The sequence below is a fragment of the Streptomyces sp. NPDC107521 genome (genome assembly GCF_055598485.1).
Map to the genome: position 1 here is coordinate 1 of NZ_JBVKAT010000038.1, position 21429 is coordinate 21429.

A 21429-nucleotide genomic window follows, 5' to 3' on the forward strand; every position below is an offset into this window, starting at 1 on the left:
TGGCTGCCGGTGTGGGCGGACCGTAAGACGACGCGTCTGCGGGTGAGTCATGCGTTCCATTCGCCGTTGATGGAGCCGATGCTCGACGAGTTCCGTGCGGTCGCCGAGGGGCTGGCCTTCGAGCAGCCTCGGATCGCGGTGGTGTCCAACCTGACCGGTGGCCTGGTCTCCGAGGAGCTGACCGATCCCGCGTACTGGGTCAACCACGTGCGGGAAGCGGTCCGTTTCGCGGACGGCATCACCACCCTCGCCGCCGAGGGCGTCACCCGGTTTGTCGAGGTGGGCCCGGACGCCGTGCTGACGGCGATGGCCCGGCAGGTCCTCGACGAGGACCAGGCGGTGTTCGTCCCGACGCTGCGGGCGCGTACTCCGGAGGCCGAGGCCTTCGCGGCCTTCCTGGGTCAGGCGCACACGGCTGGTGTCCCGGTCGACTGGGCCGCGTTCTACGCCGGTACCGGTGTCCGGCGCGTCGACCTGCCCACGTACGCCTTCCAGCGCGAGCGCTACTGGCTGGCGCCCGCCGTCTCCGGTGACCCGGCCGCCGCCGGGCTGGGCCGGATCGAGCACCCGGTGCTCAGCGCGGCCGTCGCGGTCGGCGACCGGGACGAGTGGGTGTTCACCGGGCGGCTGTCCCGGGACACCGCGCCCTGGGTGACCGACCACAGGGTGCTCGGCATGGTCGTCGTCCCCGGAACGGCCCTGGTCGAACTGGCCATGGCCGCAGGCCGGCAAATCGGCCTGCCGGTGCTGGAGGAACTGGTCCTGGAGGCCCCGCTGCTGCTGGACGGCGGCGCGGCGGTCAGCACACAGGTCACCGTGGGCGCCCCCGACGCCGAGGGACGGCGCGAGGTCGCCGTGTTCTCCCGTCCCGGCGACGGGAGCGGTGCCGGGGCGGAGGAGACCGGGCGGATCGTGTGCCACGCCCGGGGTGCCCTGACCGGAGCCGTGGAACCGGCCCCCGCCCGGCCCGCCCAGTGGCCCCCGGCCGGAGCCGAGCGGATCGCCGTCGACGTGCTCTACGCCCGCCTCGCGGACCTCGGGTACGCCTACGGACCGGCTTTCCGGGGCGTCCGGGCGGCCTGGCGTGACGGCGACGCCGTGTACACCGAACTCGCCCTGGGCGAGGAGCACATCGAGGCCGGCGGCGCCTTCGGGATGCACCCCGCGCTGTTCGACGCGGCCCTGCACGGCGGCCTGGAGGGACTGGCCGAGGGGGACGGCTCCGCCATCCGCCTGCCCTTCTCCTGGTCCGGCGTCCACCTGGAGCTGCCCGGCCGCGCCCGGGTGCGGGCCCGGATCGCCCCGGCCGGGGAGTCGGGCCTGCGGATCGACCTCGCCGACGAGCGGGGGCGCACCGTCGGCGGTGTCGACCGTCTGGTCTTCCGCCCCGCCGAGCGGGCCGCCTTCGGCGCGGGCCGCGCCGCCGCGGCACCCGGCGCGCTGTTCCGGACCGAGTGGACGGCCCTCGACGACGTCGCCGCGCTGTCCCGCGCCGAGGGCGTCGCGGTCCTCGGAGACCTCTCGGTCCCCGGTGCGGTGGGGTACGAGGGCCTCGACGCGCTGGAGGCCGCCGTCGCCGCCGGGGCTCCCGTCCCCGGCACGGTCGTCGCCCGGATCCGGTCCGCGGACGGGCGGGCCGCCGGAGAGGCGGCGCCCGGAGCAGGCGCCGGAGCGGATGCCGAGGCGGCGGCGGCCCGGGCCGCCGCCGGTGCCGCGCTGGACCTCGTCCAGCGGTGGCTGCGCTGCCCGGGACTCGACGACGCCAACCTGGTGATCGTCACGCGCCACGGCGTGCCGGTCGGCCCGGACGCCCCCGACGCCGCGCTGGCCCCCGTGTGGGGTCTGGTGCGCTGCGCCCAGTCCGAGCACCCCGGCCGCTTCGTCCTCCTGGACGTCGACGCGGAGGAGACCGGCGCGCTCCCGTGGGACGCGGTGCTCGGCGCCGGGGAGCCCGAACTGGCGGTCCACGAGGGCCGGGTGCTCGTGCCCCGGCTGGTGCGGGCGGCGCAGGCCGCGATGGCGCCCGGTGTCCCGTGGCGGCTCTCCGTCGAACGCGCCGGGTCCCTGGACGGCCTCGCCCTGGTGCCCTCGGACGCCGACCGGGCGCTGGCCCCCGGCGAGGTGCGCGTCGGCGTGCGGGCCGCCGGGCTGAACTTCCGGGACGTGCTGATCGCCCTGGGGACGTACCCGGGGGACGCGCCGCTCGGCAGTGAGGCGGCCGGTGTGGTCCTGGAGACCGGCGCCGAGGTGCGGGGACTGCGGCCCGGCGACCGGGTGATGGGCCTGGTGCCGGACGGCTTCGGCACCGTCGCCGTCACCGACGCCCGGATGGTCGCGCCGGTGCCCGAGGGCTGGTCGTACACCGAGGCGGCCTCGGTGCCCCTGGTGTTCCTCACCGCCTACTACGGGCTGGTGGACCTCGCGGGGCTGCGGCGGGGCGAGCGGCTGCTGGTGCACGCCGCCGCCGGAGGCGTGGGCATGGCGGCCGTCCAGCTCGCCCGGCACTTCGGCGCCGAGGTGCTGGCCACCGCCAGCGAACCCAAGTGGGACGCCGTGCGGGCGCTCGGGGTGGCCCCGGAGCGGATCGCCTCCTCGCGCGACCTGTCGTTCCGGGACCGCTTCCTGGAGGTCACCGGCGGCGAGGGCGTGGACGTGGTGCTGAACGCCCTCGCGGGCGACTTCATCGACGCCTCGCTCGACCTGCTGCCCCGGGGCGGCCGGTTCGTCGAGATGGGCAAGGCCGACCTGCGCGACCCGGACGTCGTGGCCGCCGAACGCGACGGCGTCCGCTACCGCTCCTACGACCTCTTCGAGGCGGGTCCGGACCGCATCCAGGAGATGCTCACGGAGATCCTGGCGCTGTTCGGCAAGGGGGTGCTGGAGCACGCCCCGGTGCGCACCTGGGACGTGCGGCGCGGCGCCGAGGCGTTCCGCTTCCTGCGCGAGGGCCGCAACACCGGCAAGGTCGTGCTGACCGTGCCCGCCCCGCTCGACCCCGAGGGCACCGTCCTCATCACCGGCGGCACCGGGGGTCTGGGCGCTGTGTTCGCGCGGCACCTGGTGGCGGCGTACGGGGCGCGGCACCTGCTGCTGGTCAGCCGCAGCGGCCCGGCGGCCGAGGGCGCGGCCGGGCTGGCCGCCGAGCTCACCGCGGCCGGCGCCGAGGTGCGGATCGCCGCCTGCGACGTAGCCGACCGGGGGCAGGTGCGGGACCTGATCGATTCGTGCGAGCGGCCGCTGACGGCCGTCGTGCACACGGCCGGTGTCCTCGACGACGGCGTCGTCGAGTCCCTCACCGCCGAGCAGCTCGACCGGGTCATGCGGCCGAAGCTGGACGCCGCGCTCCACCTCCACGAACTCACCGCGGACGCCGACCTGTCGGCCTTCGTCCTGTTCTCCTCGGTGGCGGCCCTGATCGGCAGCCCCGGCCAGGCCAACTACGCCGCCGCCAACGCCGCCCTCGACGCCCTCGCCGTGCGCCGCCGGGCCGCCGGACTGGCCGGCACCTCCCTGGCCTGGGGGCTCTGGGCGGAGGCCCGCAGCATGGCCGGCACCCTGGACGCGGGCAGTACCGCGCGCTGGGCGCGGATGGGCGTCGAGCCCCTCTCCAACGCCCTGGGCGTGGAACTCTTCGACACGGCGGAACTCCTGGACACGGCCCTTCCGGTGCCGGTGCGCCTGGACTCCGGAGCGCTGCGCGAACAGGCCCGGCTGGGCGGTCTCCCGGCCCTGCTGCGCGGACTCGTCCGCGACACCGGCGACGCCCCGCCGGACACCGCGGGCTCCTGGCAGGAGCGGATCGCCGACCTCGCCGCACCGGAACGCGAGGAAGCCGTACGGGAGGTGGTGCGCGGCCATGTGGCCGCCGTGCTCGGGCACGCGTCGGCGGCCACGGTCGACACCGGACTGCCCTTCAAACAGCTCGGGCTGGACTCGCTCGCCGCGGTGGAGCTGCGCAACCGGCTGACCAAGGCCACCGGTCTGCGGCTGCCGACCACGCTGGTCTTCGACCACCCGACGCCGGAGGCGGTGGTGCGGCTCCTCCACGAGCGGGTCGGCGCGGCGGCCGAGGCCGCCCCCGATCCGCTGGAGGAGGCACTGGGCCGTCTGGAGGCCCTGCTGGCCGCCGGGAGCGACGGGGAACTGCTCGGCCACGAACTGCGCCTGCGTTCCCTCGGCAACCGGCTCCGGACCGTCCTGGGGGGCATGGACGGCACCCGCGAGGAGGCCGCCCCGGAGGGCCCGGACGACTTCGACGAGGTCTCCGACGACGAGATATTCGACATGATCGACAAAGAGATCGGGTGGGCATGAGCGACCAGGCCGCGCGGGACGAGGCACGGGGCGGCGGCTCGACGGTTGACGAGCAGAAGCTCCGTCTGTACCTGCGGAAGGTGACGGGGGAGCTGCGCACGGCCAACCGGCGCATCCGTGATCTGGAGCAGCGGGAGGTCGAGCCGCTGGCGATCGTGGGCATGGCCTGCCGCTACCCGGGCGGGGCGGAGTCCCCGGACGGGCTCTGGGAGCTGCTGGCGGAGGGCCGGGACGCGATCTCCGGCCTGCCGACCGACCGGGGCTGGGACCTGGAGCGGCTCTACCACCCGGACCCCGAGCAGACCGGCACCGTGTACACCAGCGGTGGCGGATTCCTCGCCGGCGCCGGGGAGTTCGACGCCGGGTTCTTCGGGATCAGCCCCCGCGAGGCCCTCGCCATGGACCCGCAGCAGCGGCTGCTGCTGGAGGCGTCCTGGGAGGCGCTGGAGGACGCAGGGATCGACCCGGCCGCGCTGCGCGGCAGCGACACCGGGGTGTTCGCCGGTGTCGTGCCCATGGACTACAGCCTCGCCATGCCCCCCGAGCTGGAGGGGTTCCGCCTGACGGGGACGACGTCGAGTGTGGTGTCGGGCCGGGTGGCGTACAGCCTGGGGTTCGAGGGTCCGGCGGTGACGGTGGACACGGCGTGTTCGTCGTCGTTGGTGGCGGTGCATCTCGCGGCGCAGGCGTTGCGGTCGGGGGAGTGTTCGCTTGCCCTGGTCGGTGGTGTGACGGTGATGTCGGGTCCGTTCCTGTTGCAGGAGTTCAGCCGTCAGCGGGGTCTTGCTCCGGACGGTCGCTGCAAGTCGTATGCGGCGGGTGCGGACGGTACCGGTTTCTCGGACGGTCTGGGGCTGCTCGTGGTCGAGCGGTTGTCGGACGCGCGCCGCAACGGTCACCGTGTGCTCGGTGTGATCCGGGGCAGCGCCGTCAACCAGGACGGTGCGAGCAATGGTCTGACGGCGCCGAACGGTCCGTCGCAGGAGCGGGTGATCCGGCAGGCGCTCGCCAACGCGGGTCTGACGGCCGCCGACGTGGACGCGGTCGAGGGGCACGGCACGGGGACGCGGCTGGGTGACCCGATCGAGGCACAGGCGCTGCTGGCGACGTACGGGCAGGAGCGGGTGAACGGCCCGCTGCGGCTGGGCTCCATCAAGTCCAACATCGGCCACAGCTCGGCCGCCGCCGGTGTCGCCGGTGTGATCAAGATGGTCATGGCGATGCGGCACGAGGTGCTGCCCCGGACCCTCAACGTGGACGAGCCCTCGCCGCACATCGACTGGACCGCGGGCGAGGTGCGCCTCCTCACCGAGGCCGAGTCGTGGCCGAGGGGCGAACGCCCCCGCCGCGCGGGAGTCTCCTCCTTCGGCGTGAGCGGCACCAACGCCCACGTCATCCTCGAAGAGGCCCCGGGGGAAGGGGAGTCGCCCGAGGCCGGGGACCGGAGCCCCGTCGAGCCCCCCGCCGTGCCCGTGATCGTGTCCGGCCGGACCCCCGAGGCGCTCGCCGCGCAGGCCCGGCGGCTGCACGCGCACCTGCTGGCCCGGCCCGCGCTGCGCCCGCTCGACGTGGCCTACTCCGCCGTCGCCTCCCGATCCCAGCTCGACCACCGGGCGGCCGTCGTCGCCACCTGCCGCGAGACCCTGCTCTCGGGGCTCGGCGCCCACGCGGACGGGCTGCCCGGCGGTGCCCCCCTCGCGGGCAGGACCGCCTTCCTCTTCTCCGGCCAGGGCGCCCAGCGCCCCGGGATGGGGGCCGGACTCGCCGCCGCCCACCCGGAGTTCGCCCGGCGGCTGGACGAGGTCTGCGCCCGTCTGGACCGGCACCTCGACAGTCCGCTGAAGGCGCTGCTGTCCGCGCCGGAGGGCTCGCCCGAGGCCGCGCTGCTGGACCGCACCGAGTACACCCAGGCCGCCCTCTTCGCCGTCGAGGTCGCCCTGCACGGGCTGCTGGAGTCCCTCGGCGTCGTGCCGGACGTCCTGATCGGGCACTCCGTCGGCGAGATCGCCTGCGCCCACGTGGCGGGAGTGCTGTCCCTGGAGGACGCGTGCGCCCTGGTGGCGGCGCGCGGACGGCTGATGGGCGCGCTGCCCGGCGGCGGCGGAATGGCCGCGGTCGAGGCCACCCCGGAGGAGGTCGCGGAGTCCCTCGCCGCCCACGCGGGCCGGCTGTCCGTCGCGGCCGTCAACGGGCCCCGCTCCGTGGTCGTCTCCGGCGACGCCGACGCCCTCGACACCTGGCTGACCGCCTGGGCCGACCGCAGGACCACCCGTCTGCGGGTGAGCCACGCCTTCCACTCGCCGCTCATGGAGCCGATGCTCGAAGCGTTCCGCGCCGTGGCGGCCGGGCTGACCCTCCACGAGCCGAAGGTCCCGGTGGTCTCGAACCTCACCGGCGGCCTCGTCTCCGCGGAACTGACCGACCCCTCCTACTGGGTGAACCACGTCCGCGAGGCCGTGCGGTTCGCCGACGGGGTGCGCACCCTGGCCGCCGAGGGCGTCACCCGCTTCGTGGAGGTCGGCCCGGGCGGGACGCTGACCGCCCTGGTCCGGCAGACCCTCGACGACACCGACGAGGCCCTCTTCGTGCCGGTGCTGCGCTCCCGCACCCCCGAGGCGGAGGCGTTCGCCGCCTTCCTCGGCCGGGCCCACACCGCCGGGATCCCCGTCGCCTGGGACGCCTTCTACGACGGGACCGGCGCCCGCCGGGTGGAGCTGCCGACGTACGCCTTCCAGCGGGAGCGCTACTGGCTCGCGCAGGGAGCCGCCGCCGGTGACCCGGCGGCGGCCGGACTGGGCCGGATCGAGCACCCGGTGCTCAGCGCCGAGGTCGCGGTCGGCGACCGGGACGAGTGGGTCTTCACCGGACTCCTCTCCCGCGACGGACTGCCCTGGCTCGACGGCCACATGGTGCTGGACACGGTGGTCGTGCCCGGCACGGCGCTGGTGGAACTGGCGGTCGCCGCCGGACGGCAGGTCGGCGTCCCGGACCTGGAGGAACTGGTCCTGGAGGCCCCGCTGGTGCTGGACGGCACCGCGGCGGCACGGATGCAGGTCACCGTGGCCGCCCCCGACGCCGAGGGGCGGCGCGCGACCGCGGTCTTCTCCCGCGCCGGCGACGGCGCCGGGACGGTGTGCCACGCCCGCGGCACCCTGAGCGCCACCGGAGCGGAGGAGGACGGACCGCGCACCGGCGAACCGGCCACGGCGGAGACCGGCACGGGCGGCGACGGCGCCGACTGGCCCGCCGAGTGGCCGCCCGCCGGGGCCGCTCCGGTCGACGTCGAGACCCTCTACGCCCGCTTCGCCGGCCTCGGGCTCGACTACGGGCCCGCGTTCCGCAACGTCCGCGCCGCCTGGCGCGACACGGACGCCGTCCACGCCGAGGTGGAACTGGGGCCGGAGGAGGCCGACCGGGCCAGCGGGTTCGCGCTCCACCCGGCCCTGTTCGACGCCGCCCTGCACGGCGGCCTCGACCGGCTCGACCAGGGAGACGGCTCGCTACGGCTGCCGTTCTCCTGGTCGGGAGTGCGCCTCGGCACGGCGGTGACCACCGCCCGGGTCCGGATCACCGCCGCCGGTGCCCCCGGCGGCGGGTCCGGCGGAGGCGTCACCCTGCGCGTCGAACTGCGCACCGAAGAAGGAGAGTTGGTCGCCCGCGTCGCCGAACTCGCCTTCCGCGCCGTGGAACCCGGGCAGCTCCGGACCGCACGGTCCGGAGCCGGCGACTCCCTGTTCGCCGTCGACTGGGTCCCGGGCCCCACCGCCACCGCCGCACCGGCGTCCCGCGCGCACCTCCTGGAAGCCGGCGACCCCGGCGCGCTCGACGCGCTCCTGCGGTCGGTGTCCAACGGGACCGCGCCGCCGCCCGACCTCGTCGTCGCCCGCGTCCCCAGCCCCACGGGGCCCGCGGCCGAGGCCGCGCACACCGTCGCCCGGGACACCCTCGCCCTCCTCCACCGGTGGCTGGACGCCGAACCCCTCACCGCCGCCCGGCTGCTGGTCGCCACCCGGCACGGCGTCGCCGTCGGCGAGGAGAGTGCCGACCCGGCCACCGCGCCCGTCTGGGGACTGCTGCGGACCGCCCAGTCCGAGCACCCCGGCCGCTTCCTCCTCGCCGACCTCGACGACGAGGCCATGGACGGCACCGACGCCACCGGCTGGAGCGCCCTGGCCGCGACGGACGAACCGCAGCTCGCCGTGCGCGCCGGACGGACCCTCGTCCCCCGGCTCGCCCGCACCGCCCCCGCGCCCGCCGCCCCGGCCCTGGGCTGGGACCCGGACGGCACGGTGCTCATCACCGGCGGCACGGGCGGCCTGGGCGCCGTCCTCGCCGAGCACCTCGCCCGCCACCACGGCGCGCGCCACCTCGCCCTGGTCAGCCGGAGCGGCCCGGCCGCCGACGGCGTGCCCGCACTCGTCGCCCGGCTGGAGGCCCTGGGCGCCCGCGTCCGCGTCGACGCCTGCGACGTCGCCGACCGGACGGCGCTCGCCGCCCTGCTCGGCTCCCTGGAGCAGCCCCTCACCGCCGTCGTCCACGCCGCCGGGATCCTCGACGACGGGCTCCTCGGCACCATGACCCCGGAGCGGCTGGACCGGGTGCTCCGGCCGAAGCTCGACGCCGCGCTCCACCTCGACGAACTGACAGCCGACCGCGGCCCGGTGGCCTTCGTGCTGTTCTCCTCGGTCACCGCGCTCCTCGGCACCCCCGGCCAGGCCAACTACGCCGCGGCCAACGCCGCCCTCGACGCGCTCGCCGCCCGGCGCCGCGCCGCCGGACGGCCCGCCGTCTCCCTGGCCTGGGGCCTCTGGGAGGAATCCGGCGGCATGGGCGGCGGACTCGGCGGCGCCGACCTGGCCCGCCTCGCCCGCGGCGGCATCCGCCCGCTGCCCACCGCCCTCGGACTGGAACTCTTCGACCGCGCGCTCGGGGCCGGCCCGGCCCTGCTCGCACCCGTCCTCCTGGACCTCGGCGCCCTGCGCGCCGCCGCCCGGGAGAACGCCCCCGCCGCCCTGCTGCGGGGCCTGGCCCCCGACCGCGCCCGACGCGCCGGAACCGCCGGGGTGTCCCTGGCCGCCCGCCTCGCGGGCCTGCCCGCCGCCGAACGGGACCGGACCGTCCTGGAGTTCGTCCAGCAGCAGGTGGCGGCCGTCCTCGGCCACGCCTCGCCCGGCGGCATCAACCCCGAACGGGCCTTCAAGGACCTGGGCTTCGACTCCCTGTCCGCCGTCGACCTGCGCAATCGGCTGAACCAGGCCAGCGGCCTGCGACTGCCCCCCACCATGGTCTTCGACCACCCCACCGCGGCGTCCGTCGCGGAACTGCTCCTGTCCGAACTCGGCGGCGGCGACGGGGCCGCCCCCGCGACGGGCACCGCCGAGCAGCAACTCGACCGGCTGGAAACGCTGGTCACCACCCTGGAGGGCGCCGAGAAGGCGCGCGTGGCCGACCGGCTGCGCCTCCTCCTCGACACGATCACGGGCAGCGACGGCACACCGCGCACCGGCGACCGCATCGAAGCGGCCAGCACCATGGACGAGGTCCTGGAGCTGCTGGACGCCGAGTTCGGCGGCGCGTAGCCATGCCCGATTCCACCACGCAACGAACAGGACCCCGGGGGATGAGCACCGAAGTGAGCGACGCCCAGCAGCAGGAGAAGCTCGTCCGCTACGTCAAGCGGCTGGCCGGCGACCTCGACACGGCCCGCAGCCGCATCCGCGCGTACGAGGACCGCGCCAACGAGCCCCTCGCCGTCGTCGGCATGAGCTGCCGCTACCCGGGCGGGGTCACCAGCCCCGAGGAGTTCTGGCAGCTCCTCGCCGACGGCCGGGTCGGCACCGCCGCCGAGTTCCCCGCCGACCGCGGCTGGGACCTCGACAACCTGTACGACCCCGACCCCGACCACACCGGCACCTCCTACGCCCGCGGCGGCGGATTCGTCGACCGCGCCGCCGAGTTCGACGCCGAGTTCTTCGGGATCAGCCCCCGCGAGGCCCTGGTCATGGACCCGCAGCAGCGGCTCCTGCTGGAGACCTCCTGGGAGGCGTTCGAGGACGCCGGGATCGACATCACCACCCTGCGCGGCAGCGACACCGGCGTGTTCTGCGGAGTGATGTACCAGGACTACCAGTTCGTCGCGGGCACCAGCGACCGTCGGCCCGAGGTGGAGGGCTACCTCTCCATCGCCTCCGCCGGCAGCGTCGCCTCCGGCCGCATCAGCTACACCTTCGGCTTCACCGGGCCCGCCGTCACCGTCGACACCGCCTGCTCCTCCTCCCTGGTCGCCGTCCACCAGGCCGCCCAGGCGCTGCGCGCCCGGGAGTGCTCCCTCGCCCTCGTCGGCGGCGTCACCGTCCTCGCCCGCCCGAACATCTTCATCGAGTTCAGCCGCCAGCGCGGGGTCTCCCCGGACGGCCGCTGCAAGGCCTACTCCGACGCCGCCGACGGCGTGGGCTGGGCCGAGGGCGCCGGACTGCTGGTCCTGGAGCGCCTCTCCGACGCCCGCCGCAACGGCCACCGCGTCCTCGCCGTCGTCCGCGGCTCCGCCGTCAACCAGGACGGCGCCTCCAACGGCCTCACCGCCCCCAACGGCCCCTCCCAGGAGCGGGTCATCCGGCAGGCGCTCGCCGACGCCGGCCTCCGCCCCGCCGACATCGACGCCGTCGAGGGCCACGGCACCGGCACCCCGCTCGGCGACCCCATCGAGGCCAAGGCCCTGCTCGCCACCTACGGCCGCGAACGCGAGAACGGGCCGCTGCGCCTCGGCTCCGTCAAGTCCAACATCGGCCACACCCAGGCCGCCGCCGGAGCCGCCGGGATCATCAAGATGGTGATGGCGCTCCGCAACGGCGAACTCCCGCGCACCCTGCACGTGGACAAGCCCTCCGGCAACGTGGACTGGACCGCCGGTGAGGTCAGCCTCCTCACCGAGGCCCGCCCCTGGCCCGCCGGCGACCGGCCCCGCCGCGCCGGCGTCTCCTCCTTCGGCGTCAGCGGCACCAACGCGCACGTCATCCTCGAAGAGGCACCCGCCGCGGACCCCGGGACCGCCGAGGACCCGGCACCGGACACCACCGGCACCGCCGCGAGCGCCCCCGGGGCCCTGCCGGTACTGCTCTCCGCCGCCTCCGACACCGCCCTGCGCGCCCAGGCCGACCGGCTGCGCGCCCTCATGATCGCCAAGCCGGACCTGTCCGTCGCCGACATCGCCTACTCCTCCGCCGCGACCCGCGCCCACCTGGACAGGCGGGCCGCCGTGGTCGCCACCGACCGCGGCACCCTCCTGTCCGGACTCAGAACCCTCTCCGCCGCCGAACCCGCCGCGCACGTCGCCGAGGGCCGGGTCACCGGCGGCCGCACCGTCTTCGTCTTCCCCGGCCAGGGCGCCCAGTGGCAGGGCATGGCGGTGGACCTGCTGGAGACCGCGCCCGTCTTCGCCGCAGAGATCGCCGCCTGCGCCGCCGCCCTCGCCCCCCACGTCGACTGGGACCTGGAGGCCGTCCTGCGCGGCGCCCCCGGCGCCCCCACCCTGGAGCGGGTGGACGTGGTCCAGCCCGCCCTGTTCTCCGTCATGGTCTCCCTGGCCGCGCTCTGGCAGTCGTACGGAGTGGTCCCCGAGGCCGTCCTCGGCCACTCCCAGGGCGAGATCGCCGCCGCCTACGTCGCCGGGGGCCTCACCCTCGACGACGCCGCCCGCGTCGTCGCCCTGCGCAGCCGGGCCATCCGCGAACGCCTCGCCGGACAGGGCGGCATGGCCTCCGTGGCCCTGCCCGTCGAGCGGGTCGAGGAACTCCTCGCCCCCTACGGCGGACGCGTCTCCGTCGCCGCCGTCAACGGCCCGACCGCCGTCGTCGTCTCCGGCGAGCCCACCGCCCTCGACGAACTGGCCGCCGCCTGCGAGGAGTCCGGCGTCCGCTTCCACCGGGTCTCCGTCGACTACGCCTCCCACTCCGCGCAGGTCGCCGCCATCGAGGCCGAACTCCTCGACGTGCTCGCCCCCATCGCCCCCCGGCCCGGCCGCATCCCCTTCTACTCCACCCTCCGCGAGGAGTTCACCGACACCACCGAACTCGGCGCCGACTACTGGTACCGCAACCTCCGCGGCCAGGTCCGCTTCGAGTCCGGCGTCCGCGCCCTCCTCGACCAGGGGCTCAACTGCTTCGTCGAGGTCTCCCCGCACCCCGTGCTCAAGGTTCCCGTCGAGGAGAGCGTCCAGGCCCTGGACGCGGCCGACCGCGCCGCGGTCCTCGGCTCCCTCCGCCGCGACGAGGGCGGCTTCGCCCGCTTCGCCCGCTCCCTGGCCGAGGCCCACGCCGCCGGTGCCGCCGTCGACTGGCGGGCCTTCCACGCGGGAGGCACCGCCGCCCGCGTCGACCTGCCCACCTACGCCTTCCAGCGCCAGCGGTACTGGATGATGCCCGGCTCGGCGGGCGACCCCGCGGCCGCCGGACTCGGCCGGTTCACCCACCCGGTGCTCTCCGCCGCCGTACCCGTCGGCGACCGCGACGAGACCCTCTTCACCGGCCGCGTCTCCCAGGACTCCCAGCCCTGGACCCAGGACCACGCCGTCCTCGGCACCGTCCTGCTGCCCGGCGCCGCCCTCGTCGAGGCCGTCCTCGCCGCCGGGACCGAGACCGGGGCCCCCGTCATCGACGAACTCGTCCTCCAGGCCCCGCTGGTCCTCACCGAGGACACCGCCCGCCAGGTCCAGGTGATCGTCGGCACCGAGGACGCCGACGGCCACCGCGAGGTCGCCGTCTACTCCCGCCCCGAGGGCTCCGGGGAACCCCCGGTCCGCCACGCCCACGGCCGCCTCACCACCCACGCCGAACCCGCCCGCCCCCTCGGCGCCTGGCCGCCCGCCGGGGCCGACCCCGTCGCCGTCGACGGCCTGTACCCCCGGGCCGACGCCGCCGGATACGAGTACGGCCCCCTCTTCCAGGGCCTGCGCGCCGCCTGGCGCTCCGGCGACGACCTCTACACCGAGATCGCGCTGCCCGAGGGCGCCGGCGGCGAGGGCTTCGGCATCCACCCCGCCCTCTTCGACGCCGTCCTGCACGGCGCCCTCCTCGGGAAGGACCTCGCCTCCGGCGTCGACCTGCCCTTCTCCTGGGCCGGGGTCCGCCTCGGCCCCGGCACCCCCGGCCCCCGGGTCCGCGCCCGCCTCACCCGGACCGAGGGCTCCGCGCTGCGCATCGACGTGGCCGACGAACACGGCGTGCCCGTCGTCACCGTCGACGAACTGACCGTACGGCCCGTCGACCGGGCCCAGTTGGAGGGCGGCCACGGCGCCGGGCAGAACGCCCTGTTCCGCCTCGACTGGACCCCCGCCGCCGCCGAGGCCGCCCCCCGCCCCGTCGCCGTCGCCCTGCTCGGCACCGCCGCCTCGCTCGGCGCCCCCGGCGAGCACCACACCGACCTGGACGCCCTGGAACGAGCCGTCGCCGCGGGCGCCCCCGTGCCCGACGTGGTCGTCGCCACCGTCGAACCCGGCACCGACGGCCACGCCGCCGAACGGGCCCGCGCCCTGTCCGCCCGCACCCTGGAACTCCTCCAGCGGTGGATCGCCGACGAGACCCTGGCGGGCGCCCGCCTGACGCTCGTGACCCGCGACGCCGTCGCCGTCGGCGAGCAGGTGCCCGACCTCGTCCAGGCACCCGTCTGGGGCCTGGTCCGCAGCGCCCAGTCCGAACACCCCGGCCGCATCGCCCTCGTCGACCTCGGCGGCCGGGACGCCGACGGGGCCGACTGGGCCGCGCTCCTCGGCGGCGACGAACCGCAGCTCGCCGTCCGCGCCGGACAGGTCCTCGTCCCCCGCCTCGCGCGCGCCGAGACCGGCACCGTCGACGGCGCCTGGCGGCTGGGCAGCCGGCGCAAGGGCTCCCTGGAGGACCTCGGCATCATCGCGTCCGCCGGTGACCGCCCGCTCGGCGTCAACGAGGTGCGCGTCGGCATCCGCGCCGCGGGACTCAACTTCCGCGACGTCCTGATCGCCCTCGGCACCTACCCCGGCGAGGCACCGCTCGGCAGCGAGGCCGCCGGCGTGATCCTCGAGGTCGGCGCCGCCGTCACCGACCTGGCCCCCGGCGACCGCGTCCTCGGCCTGGTCCTCGACGCCTTCGGCCCCGTCGCCGTCGCCGACCGCCGCACCGTCGTCCGCATGCCCGACAGCTTCACCTTCACCCAGGCCGCCGCCCTCCCCGTCGTCTACCTCACCGCCTACTACGGGCTGGTGGACCTCGCGGGGCTGCGGCGGGGCGAGCGGCTGCTGGTGCACGCCGCCGCCGGAGGCGTGGGCATGGCGGCCGTCCAGCTCGCCCGGCACTTCGGCGCCGAGGTGCTGGCCACCGCCAGCGAACCCAAGTGGGACGCCGTGCGTGCCCTGGGCGTCGCCGACGACGCCATCGCCTCCTCGCGCGACCTGTCGTTCCGGGACCGCTTCCTGGAGGTCACCGGCGGCGAGGGCGTGGACGTGGTGCTGAACGCCCTCGCGGGCGACTTCATCGACGCCTCGCTCGACCTGCTGCCCCGGGGCGGCCGGTTCGTCGAGATGGGCAAGGCCGACCTGCGCGACCCGGACGTCGTGGCCGCCGAACGCGACGGCGTCCGCTACCGCTCCTACGACCTCCTGGAGGCCGGCCCCGAGCGCATCCAGGAGATGCTCACCGAGGTCGTCGCCCTCTTCGAGAAGGGCGTCCTGGAGCACGCCCCGGTGCGCACCTGGGACGTGCGGCGCGGCGCCGAGGCGTTCCGCTTCCTGCGCGAGGGCCGCAACACCGGCAAGGTCGTGCTGACCGTGCCCGCCCCGCTCGACCCCGAGGGCACCGTCCTCATCACCGGCGGCACCGGCGGCCTCGGCGCCCTCTTCGCCCGCCACCTCGCCGAACGGCACGGCGCCAAGCACCTCCTCCTCGTCAGCCGCCGCGGCCCCGCCGCCGACGGCGTGCCGGAACTCCTCGCGGAACTCGCCGCACTGGGCGCCGACGCCCGCGCCGCGGCCTGCGACGTCTCCGACCGCGACCAGCTCGCCGCTCTCCTCGCCGGGCTGGACCGGCCGCTGCGCGCCGTCATCCACTCCGCCGGCGTCCTCGACGACGGCGTCATCGAATCCCTCACCCCCGAGCAGGTCGAACGGGTCATGCGGCCCAAGATCGACGCCGCGCTCCACCTCCACGAACTCACCGCGGACAGCGACCTGACGGCCTTCGTCCTCTTCTCCTCCCTCGCCGCCCTCATCGGCAGCCCCGGCCAGGCCAACTACGCCGCCGCCAACGCCTTCCTGGACGCCCTCGCCGCCGACCGGCGCGCCGCGGGCCTGCCCGCGACCTCGCTCGCCTGGGGCCTCTGGGGCGACGCCACCGGCATGACCGGCGAACTCGGCGACGCCGAGATCGCCCGTCTCGCCCGGCTCGGCGTGGCCCCGCTCTCCAACGAACTCGGTCTCGAACTCTTCGACACCTCGGCCCGGTTGGACGAGCCCCTGCTCGTCCCCGCCCGCCTCGACCAGCCCGCCCTGCGGGCCCAGGCCCAGAACGGCCTGCTGCCCGCCCTGCTGCGCGGACTGGTCAAGGCACCGGCCCGCCGCACCGGAACCGCGGGCGGCTCACTCGCCGACCGCCTCGCCGGAACGGACCCCCAGGACTGGGAGACCCTCGCCCTCGACCTCGTCCGCGCCCAGGTCGCCTCGGTCCTCGGCCATGCCTCCGCCGACGCCGTCGATCCCGAACGCGCCTTCAAGGAACTCGGCTTCGACTCCCTGGCCGCCGTGGAACTCCGCAACCGGCTCACCCCGGCCACCGGCCTCCGCCTGCCCACCACCCTGGTCTTCGACCACCCGACCCCCCTCGCCGTCGCCCGCTACCTCGTCGCCGCCGCCGTACCGGCCACCACGGCCGCCGACCCGGGCCGCCGCTCCGAGGAGGACGAGATCCGCGCCCTGCTGGCCTCGATCCCCCTCGCCCGGCTCCGACAGGCCGGACTCCTCGACGCCCTCGTCGAACTGGCCGCCACCGACCCCGCCGACACCGACACCGGGGACGAAGCCGCCCTGTCCATCGAGGAGATCGACGAGATGGACGTCGCCGCGCTGATCCGCATGACCCAGGAAGACGTGGAATGAGCGACGACGCCACCACGTCCGATCCCAGAGAAGCTCAGAACACGGCCGCCGGCACGCGGCCGAACGGGGGAACCAAGGCGATGTCCGCCAACCAGAACGAACTCGTCGCGGCACTGCGCAAGTCGATCAAGGAGACCGAACGCCTGCGCCAGCAGAACCGCCGGCTGCTGGCCCAGGCGAGCGAGCCCATCGCCATCGTCGGCATGAGCTGCCGCTACGCGGGCGGCGCCACCTCCCCCCAGGAGCTGTGGCGGCTCGTGGCCGAGGGCCGGGACGGCATCTCCGCCCTGCCCGACGACCGGGGCTGGGACCTCGACCACCTCTACGACCCCGACCCCGAGCAGACCGGCAAGGTCTACACGAGCGGCGGCGGGTTCGTCGACGGCGTCGGCGACTTCGACGCGGGCTTCTTCGGCATCAGCCCCCGCGAGGCCCTCGCCATCGACCCCATGCAGCGCCTTCTCCTCGAAGCGTCCTGGGAGGCCCTGGAGGACGCCGGCATCGACCCGGCCGCCCTGCGCGGCACCGACACCGGCGTCTTCGCCGGAGCCGTCCTCTCCGACTACGGCAGCACCGGCGGCCCCACCCAGCCCGAACTGGAGGGCTTCCGCCTCGCGGGCACCGCCTCCAGCGTCGTCTCCGGCCGCGTCGCCTACAGCTTCGGCTTCGAGGGCCCCGCCGTCACCGTCGACACCGCCTGCTCCTCCTCGCTCGTCGCGATGCACCTCGCCTCGCAGGCCCTGCGCTCCGGCGAGTGCTCCCTCGCCCTGGTGGGCGGCGTCACCGTCCTCGCCGGGCCCTTCCTCCTCCAGGAGTTCAGCCGCCAGCGCGGACTGGCCACCGACGGCCGCTGCAAGCCGTACGCCGCCGCCGCGGACGGCACCGGCTTCTCCGACGGCGTCGGCCTGGTCGTGCTGGAGCGCCTCTCGGAGGCCCGGCGCAACGGCCACCGGGTCCTCGCCGTGATCCGGGGCAGCGCCGTCAACCAGGACGGCGCGAGCAACGGCCTGACGGCGCCGAACGGTCCGTCGCAGGAGCGGGTGATCCGGCAGGCCCTCGCCAACGCGGGGCTGGCCCCGGCGGACGTGGACGCGGTCGAGGGACACGGCACCGGTACGCGGCTGGGCGATCCCATCGAGGCGCACGCGCTGCTGGCGACGTACGGCCAGGAGCGGGTGAACGGCCCGCTGCGGCTGGGCTCCATCAAGTCCAACATCGGGCACACCTCCGCCGCGGCCGGTGTCGCGGGCGTGATCAAGATGGTCATGGCGATGCGGCACGACGTGCTGCCGCGGACCCTCAACGTGGACGAGCCCTCCCCGGAGATCGACTGGACCGCCGGTGAGGTGCGCCTCCTCACGGAGGCCGAGACGTGGCCGAGCGGCGAACGCCCCCGCCGCGCGGGCGTCTCCTCGTTCGGCATCAGCGGCACCAACGCCCACCTCATCCTCGAAGAGGCTCCGGCCGCCGAGGAGACCCCCGCCATGGAGACGGAGGCGTCCGGTGGCGGACACCCCGCGGTGGTGCCGGTGGTGGTGTCGGGCAGGAGTGCGGCGGCTGTGGTGGGTCAGGCGGAGCGGCTTCGGTCGCTTCTGCTGTCCCGGCCGGCGTTGTCGGTGGCCGATGTGGCGTTCTCGGGTGTGGTGTCGCGGGCGCAGTTCGAGCGTCGGGCGGCGGTGGTGGCGTCGGGCCGTGATGAGCTGGTCGCCGCGCTTGAGCGGGTGGTGGACGGTCGGACGGCTGTTGGTTCGGTTGTCGGTGGGAAGACGGGTTTCCTGTTCACGGGGCAGGGTGCGCAGCGTGCGGGGATGGGTGCCGGTCTTGCGGTGGCCTATCCGGTGTTCGGGGCGGCGTTGGACGAGGTGTGCGGTGAGCTGGACGCCCATCTCGGGCGTTCGCTGAGGGAGTTGTTGTTCGCGGCGGAGGGTTCGGCGGAGGCTGCTCTGCTGGATCGGACGGAGTTCACTCAGGCCGCGTTGTTCGCGGTCGAGGTGGCGTTGTTCCGTCTGCTGGAGTCGCTGGGTGTGACGCCGGATGTGGTGGTGGGTCACTCGGTGGGTGAGCTGGCGTGTGCTCACGTCGCGGGTGTGCTGTCGCTGGCGGATGCGGCGAGGCTGGTGGCGGCTCGTGGCCGGTTGATGGGTGCGCTGCCGGAGGGTGGCGGCATGGTGGCCGTCCGGGCGACCGAGGCCGAGGTTCTCGCCTCCCTGGAGGGCTTCGAGGGCCGTCTGTCCGTCGCGGCGGTCAACGGCCCCCGGGCTGTTGTGGTTTCGGGTGAGCTGGCGGCGTTGGACGAGTGGCTGCCGGTGTGGGCGGACCGCAAGACGACGCGTCTGCGGGTGAGTCATGCGTTCCATTCGCCGTTGATGGAGCCGATGCTCGACGAGTTCCGGGCCGTGGCCGAGGGGCTGGCCTTCCAGGAGCCTCGGATCGCGGTGGTGTCCAACCTGACCGGTGGCCTGGTCTCCGAGGAGCTGACCGATCCCGCGTACTGGGTCAACCACGTGCGGGAAGCGGTCCGTTTCGCGGACGGCATCACCACCCTCGCCGCTGAGGGCGTGACCCGGTTTGTCGAGGTGGGCCCGGATGCCGTGCTGACGGCGATGGCCCGGCAGATCCTCGACGGGGACCGGGCGGTCTTCGTCCCGACGCTGCGGGCGCGTACTTCGGAGGTTGAGGCGTTCGCCTCGTTCCTGGGCCAGGCCCACTGCGCCGGCGTTCCGGTCGACTGGGCTGCGTTCTACGCCGGTACCGGTGTCCGGCGCGTCGATCTGCCGACCTATGCCTTCCAGCGCGAGCGCTACTGGATCGCCCCCGGGGCGGGCTCGGGTGACCCGGCGGCCGCCGGGCTGGGGAGGATCGAGCACCCGGTGCTGGTGGCCGGGGTGCGGGTCGGGGACCGGGACGAGTGGCTGTTCACCGGCCGCATGTCCACCGACACCCACCCGTGGACCGCCGAGCACGTCCTCCTCGGCAACATCGTCGTACCGGGCACCTCGCACATCGAACTCGTCCTGACGGCAGGCCGGTTGGCCGGAGCCCCCGTGGTCGAGGAGCTGGTGCTGGAGGCGCCGCTGATCCTGCGCGAGGACCAGCCGGTCCGGGTGCAGGTCACCGTGGGGGAGCCGGAGGAGGACGGCCGCCGCAGCGTGGCCGTCTACACCCGGCCCGAGGCCGAGGGGGAGGGCGCCGGCGAGGGCATCTGCCACGCCCGCGGCACCCTCGTCGCCGAGACGGCCCCGTCCGTGCCCTGGCCCGCCGAGTGGCCCCCGGCCGACGCCGAGGAGGTCGCGGTCGAGGACGCGTACGCCCGCCTCGCCGAGATCGGCTACGACTACGGCCCCGTCTTCCAGGGGCTGCGTGCCCTCTGGCGCGACGGCACGGACGTGTACGCCGAGGTGGAACTGCCCGACGACACGGGCGCCGCCGACTTCGGCATCCACCCGGCGCTCTTCGACGCAGCCCTCCAGAGCGGTGCCGCCGTCCTGCTCCTGGGCGACGGGAGCGGCGAGCGGAAGATGCCGTTCAGCTGGTCCGGCGCCCGCCTCGCGCAGCGGGGCACCACCCGGCTGAGGGTGCGTGCCGTCGCCACGGGTGACTCGGCGCTGCGTCTCGACGCCGTCGACGAATCCGGTGCCGAGGTCGTCTCGGTCGAGTCCATCGCCGTGCGCCCCGTGGGCGAGGAGCAGCTCGCCGGGGCCCGGCGCGGGGGACAGGACTCCCTGTTCCGCGTGGAGTGGACCGAGGTCGCGGTGGAGCCCGCCGCCGGGCCGGTGGCCGTGGAGGTGCTGGGCCGGGAGGACGGCCCCGAGGGCCTGGGCGCGCTCGCCCTGGCCGTCGCCGAGGGCGCTGCCTGCCCGGATCTTGTCGTCGCCGTCGTCGACGGCCAGAGCACCCTGAACGGGGACGCGACCGAGGACGGCCCGGCGGTGGCGCACACCGTCGCCGCACGGGCCCTCGCCCTGGTGCAGCGCTGGCTCGCGGAGCCGGCCCTCGGCCGGGCCCGGCTCGTCGTGGCCACCCGTGCGGCCGTCGCCGCCGGGGACGAGTCCCCCGATCTCTCCGCCGCCCCCGTCTGGGGCCTGGTCCGCAGTGCCCAGTCCGAGCACCCGGGCCGCTTCGTCCTGGCCGACTTCGCGCCGGGCCGGGACCTCGGCGCGGAAGCGCCGGACTGGGCGGCCCTGGCCGCCGCCGAGGAGCCCCAGCTCGCCGTGCGCGACGGCCGGGTGCTGGCCCCGCGCCTGGCCCGTGTCACCGCCGCCGCGACCCCTCCGCCGGGCCTCGGCGACGGCACCGTGCTCGTCACGGGTGGCACCGGCGGGCTCGGCGCGCTGGTCGCCCGCCACCTGGTGCGGGCGCACGGTGTGTCCGACCTGCTGCTGCTGAGCCGCCGCGGTGCCGCCGCCGCCGGGGCCGAGCAGCTCGTGGCCGAACTCGGCACGGCCGGTGCGCGGGTGCGGGTGGAGGCGTGCGACGTCGCCGACCGTGCGCAGCTCGCCGCCGTGATCGCCTCGGTGGATGCTCCGTTGACGGCGGTCGTGCACGCGGCCGGTGTGCTGGACGACGGTGTCATCGAGTCGTTGACCCCGGAGCAGTTGGAGCGGGTGATGCGGCCCAAGCTGGACGCGGCCCTGCACCTGCACGAGCTGACCGTGGACCGGGACCTGTCGGCGTTCGTGCTCTTCTCCTCCGTGGCCGCCCTGGTCGGCAGCTCCGGTCAGGCGAACTACGCCGCCGCGAACTCCTTCCTGGACGCCCTCGCCGCCTCCCGTCGCGCCGCCGGACTTCCGGCGACCTCCCTGGCCTGGGGACTCTGGGCCGACGCCACCGGAATGACCGGTGCGCTGGACGAGGCCGAACTCGCCCGGCTGGCACGCCAGGGCGTGGGCGCCCTCCCCGTCGATCTCGGTCTGGGGTTGTTCGACCGGGCGTTGGGTGTGGGTGAGGCGTTGGTGGCGCCGGTGTTGCTGGATGTGGGTGTGTTGCGGGTGCAGGCG

The 21429-nt window shown here is 75.6% G+C and carries 3 protein-coding genes and 2 pseudogenes; all 5 read left to right on the forward strand.

Features of this window, described 5'->3' with window-relative positions; all coding sequences use genetic code 11:
* Nucleotides 1-9: 9 nt before the first annotated feature.
* Entirely contained in the window at nucleotides 10-4314 is a 4305-nt protein-coding gene (locus tag ACZ7LB_RS31490) for an SDR family NAD(P)-dependent oxidoreductase (protein WP_471473060.1), read from the forward strand.
* Nucleotides 4311-9119: pseudogene (locus ACZ7LB_RS31495) on the forward strand (SDR family NAD(P)-dependent oxidoreductase); the annotation flags it as partial. The gene ACZ7LB_RS31490 and the pseudogene ACZ7LB_RS31495, both read left to right, overlap by 4 nt.
* Before the next feature lie 11 nt (nucleotides 9120-9130).
* On the forward strand, nucleotides 9131-16432 hold the full coding sequence (locus ACZ7LB_RS31500; RefSeq protein ID WP_471473061.1) for a type I polyketide synthase: 7302 nt from the start codon (nucleotides 9131-9133) through the stop codon (nucleotides 16430-16432).
* 116 nt (nucleotides 16433-16548) lie between these two features.
* Nucleotides 16549-20112 (forward strand): annotated as a pseudogene (locus tag ACZ7LB_RS31505) (type I polyketide synthase); the annotation flags it as partial.
* Between the two features lie 51 nt (nucleotides 20113-20163).
* On the forward strand, nucleotides 20164-21429 hold a 1266-nt coding region (locus ACZ7LB_RS31510), incomplete at its 3' end, for a beta-ketoacyl reductase (RefSeq protein ID WP_471473063.1).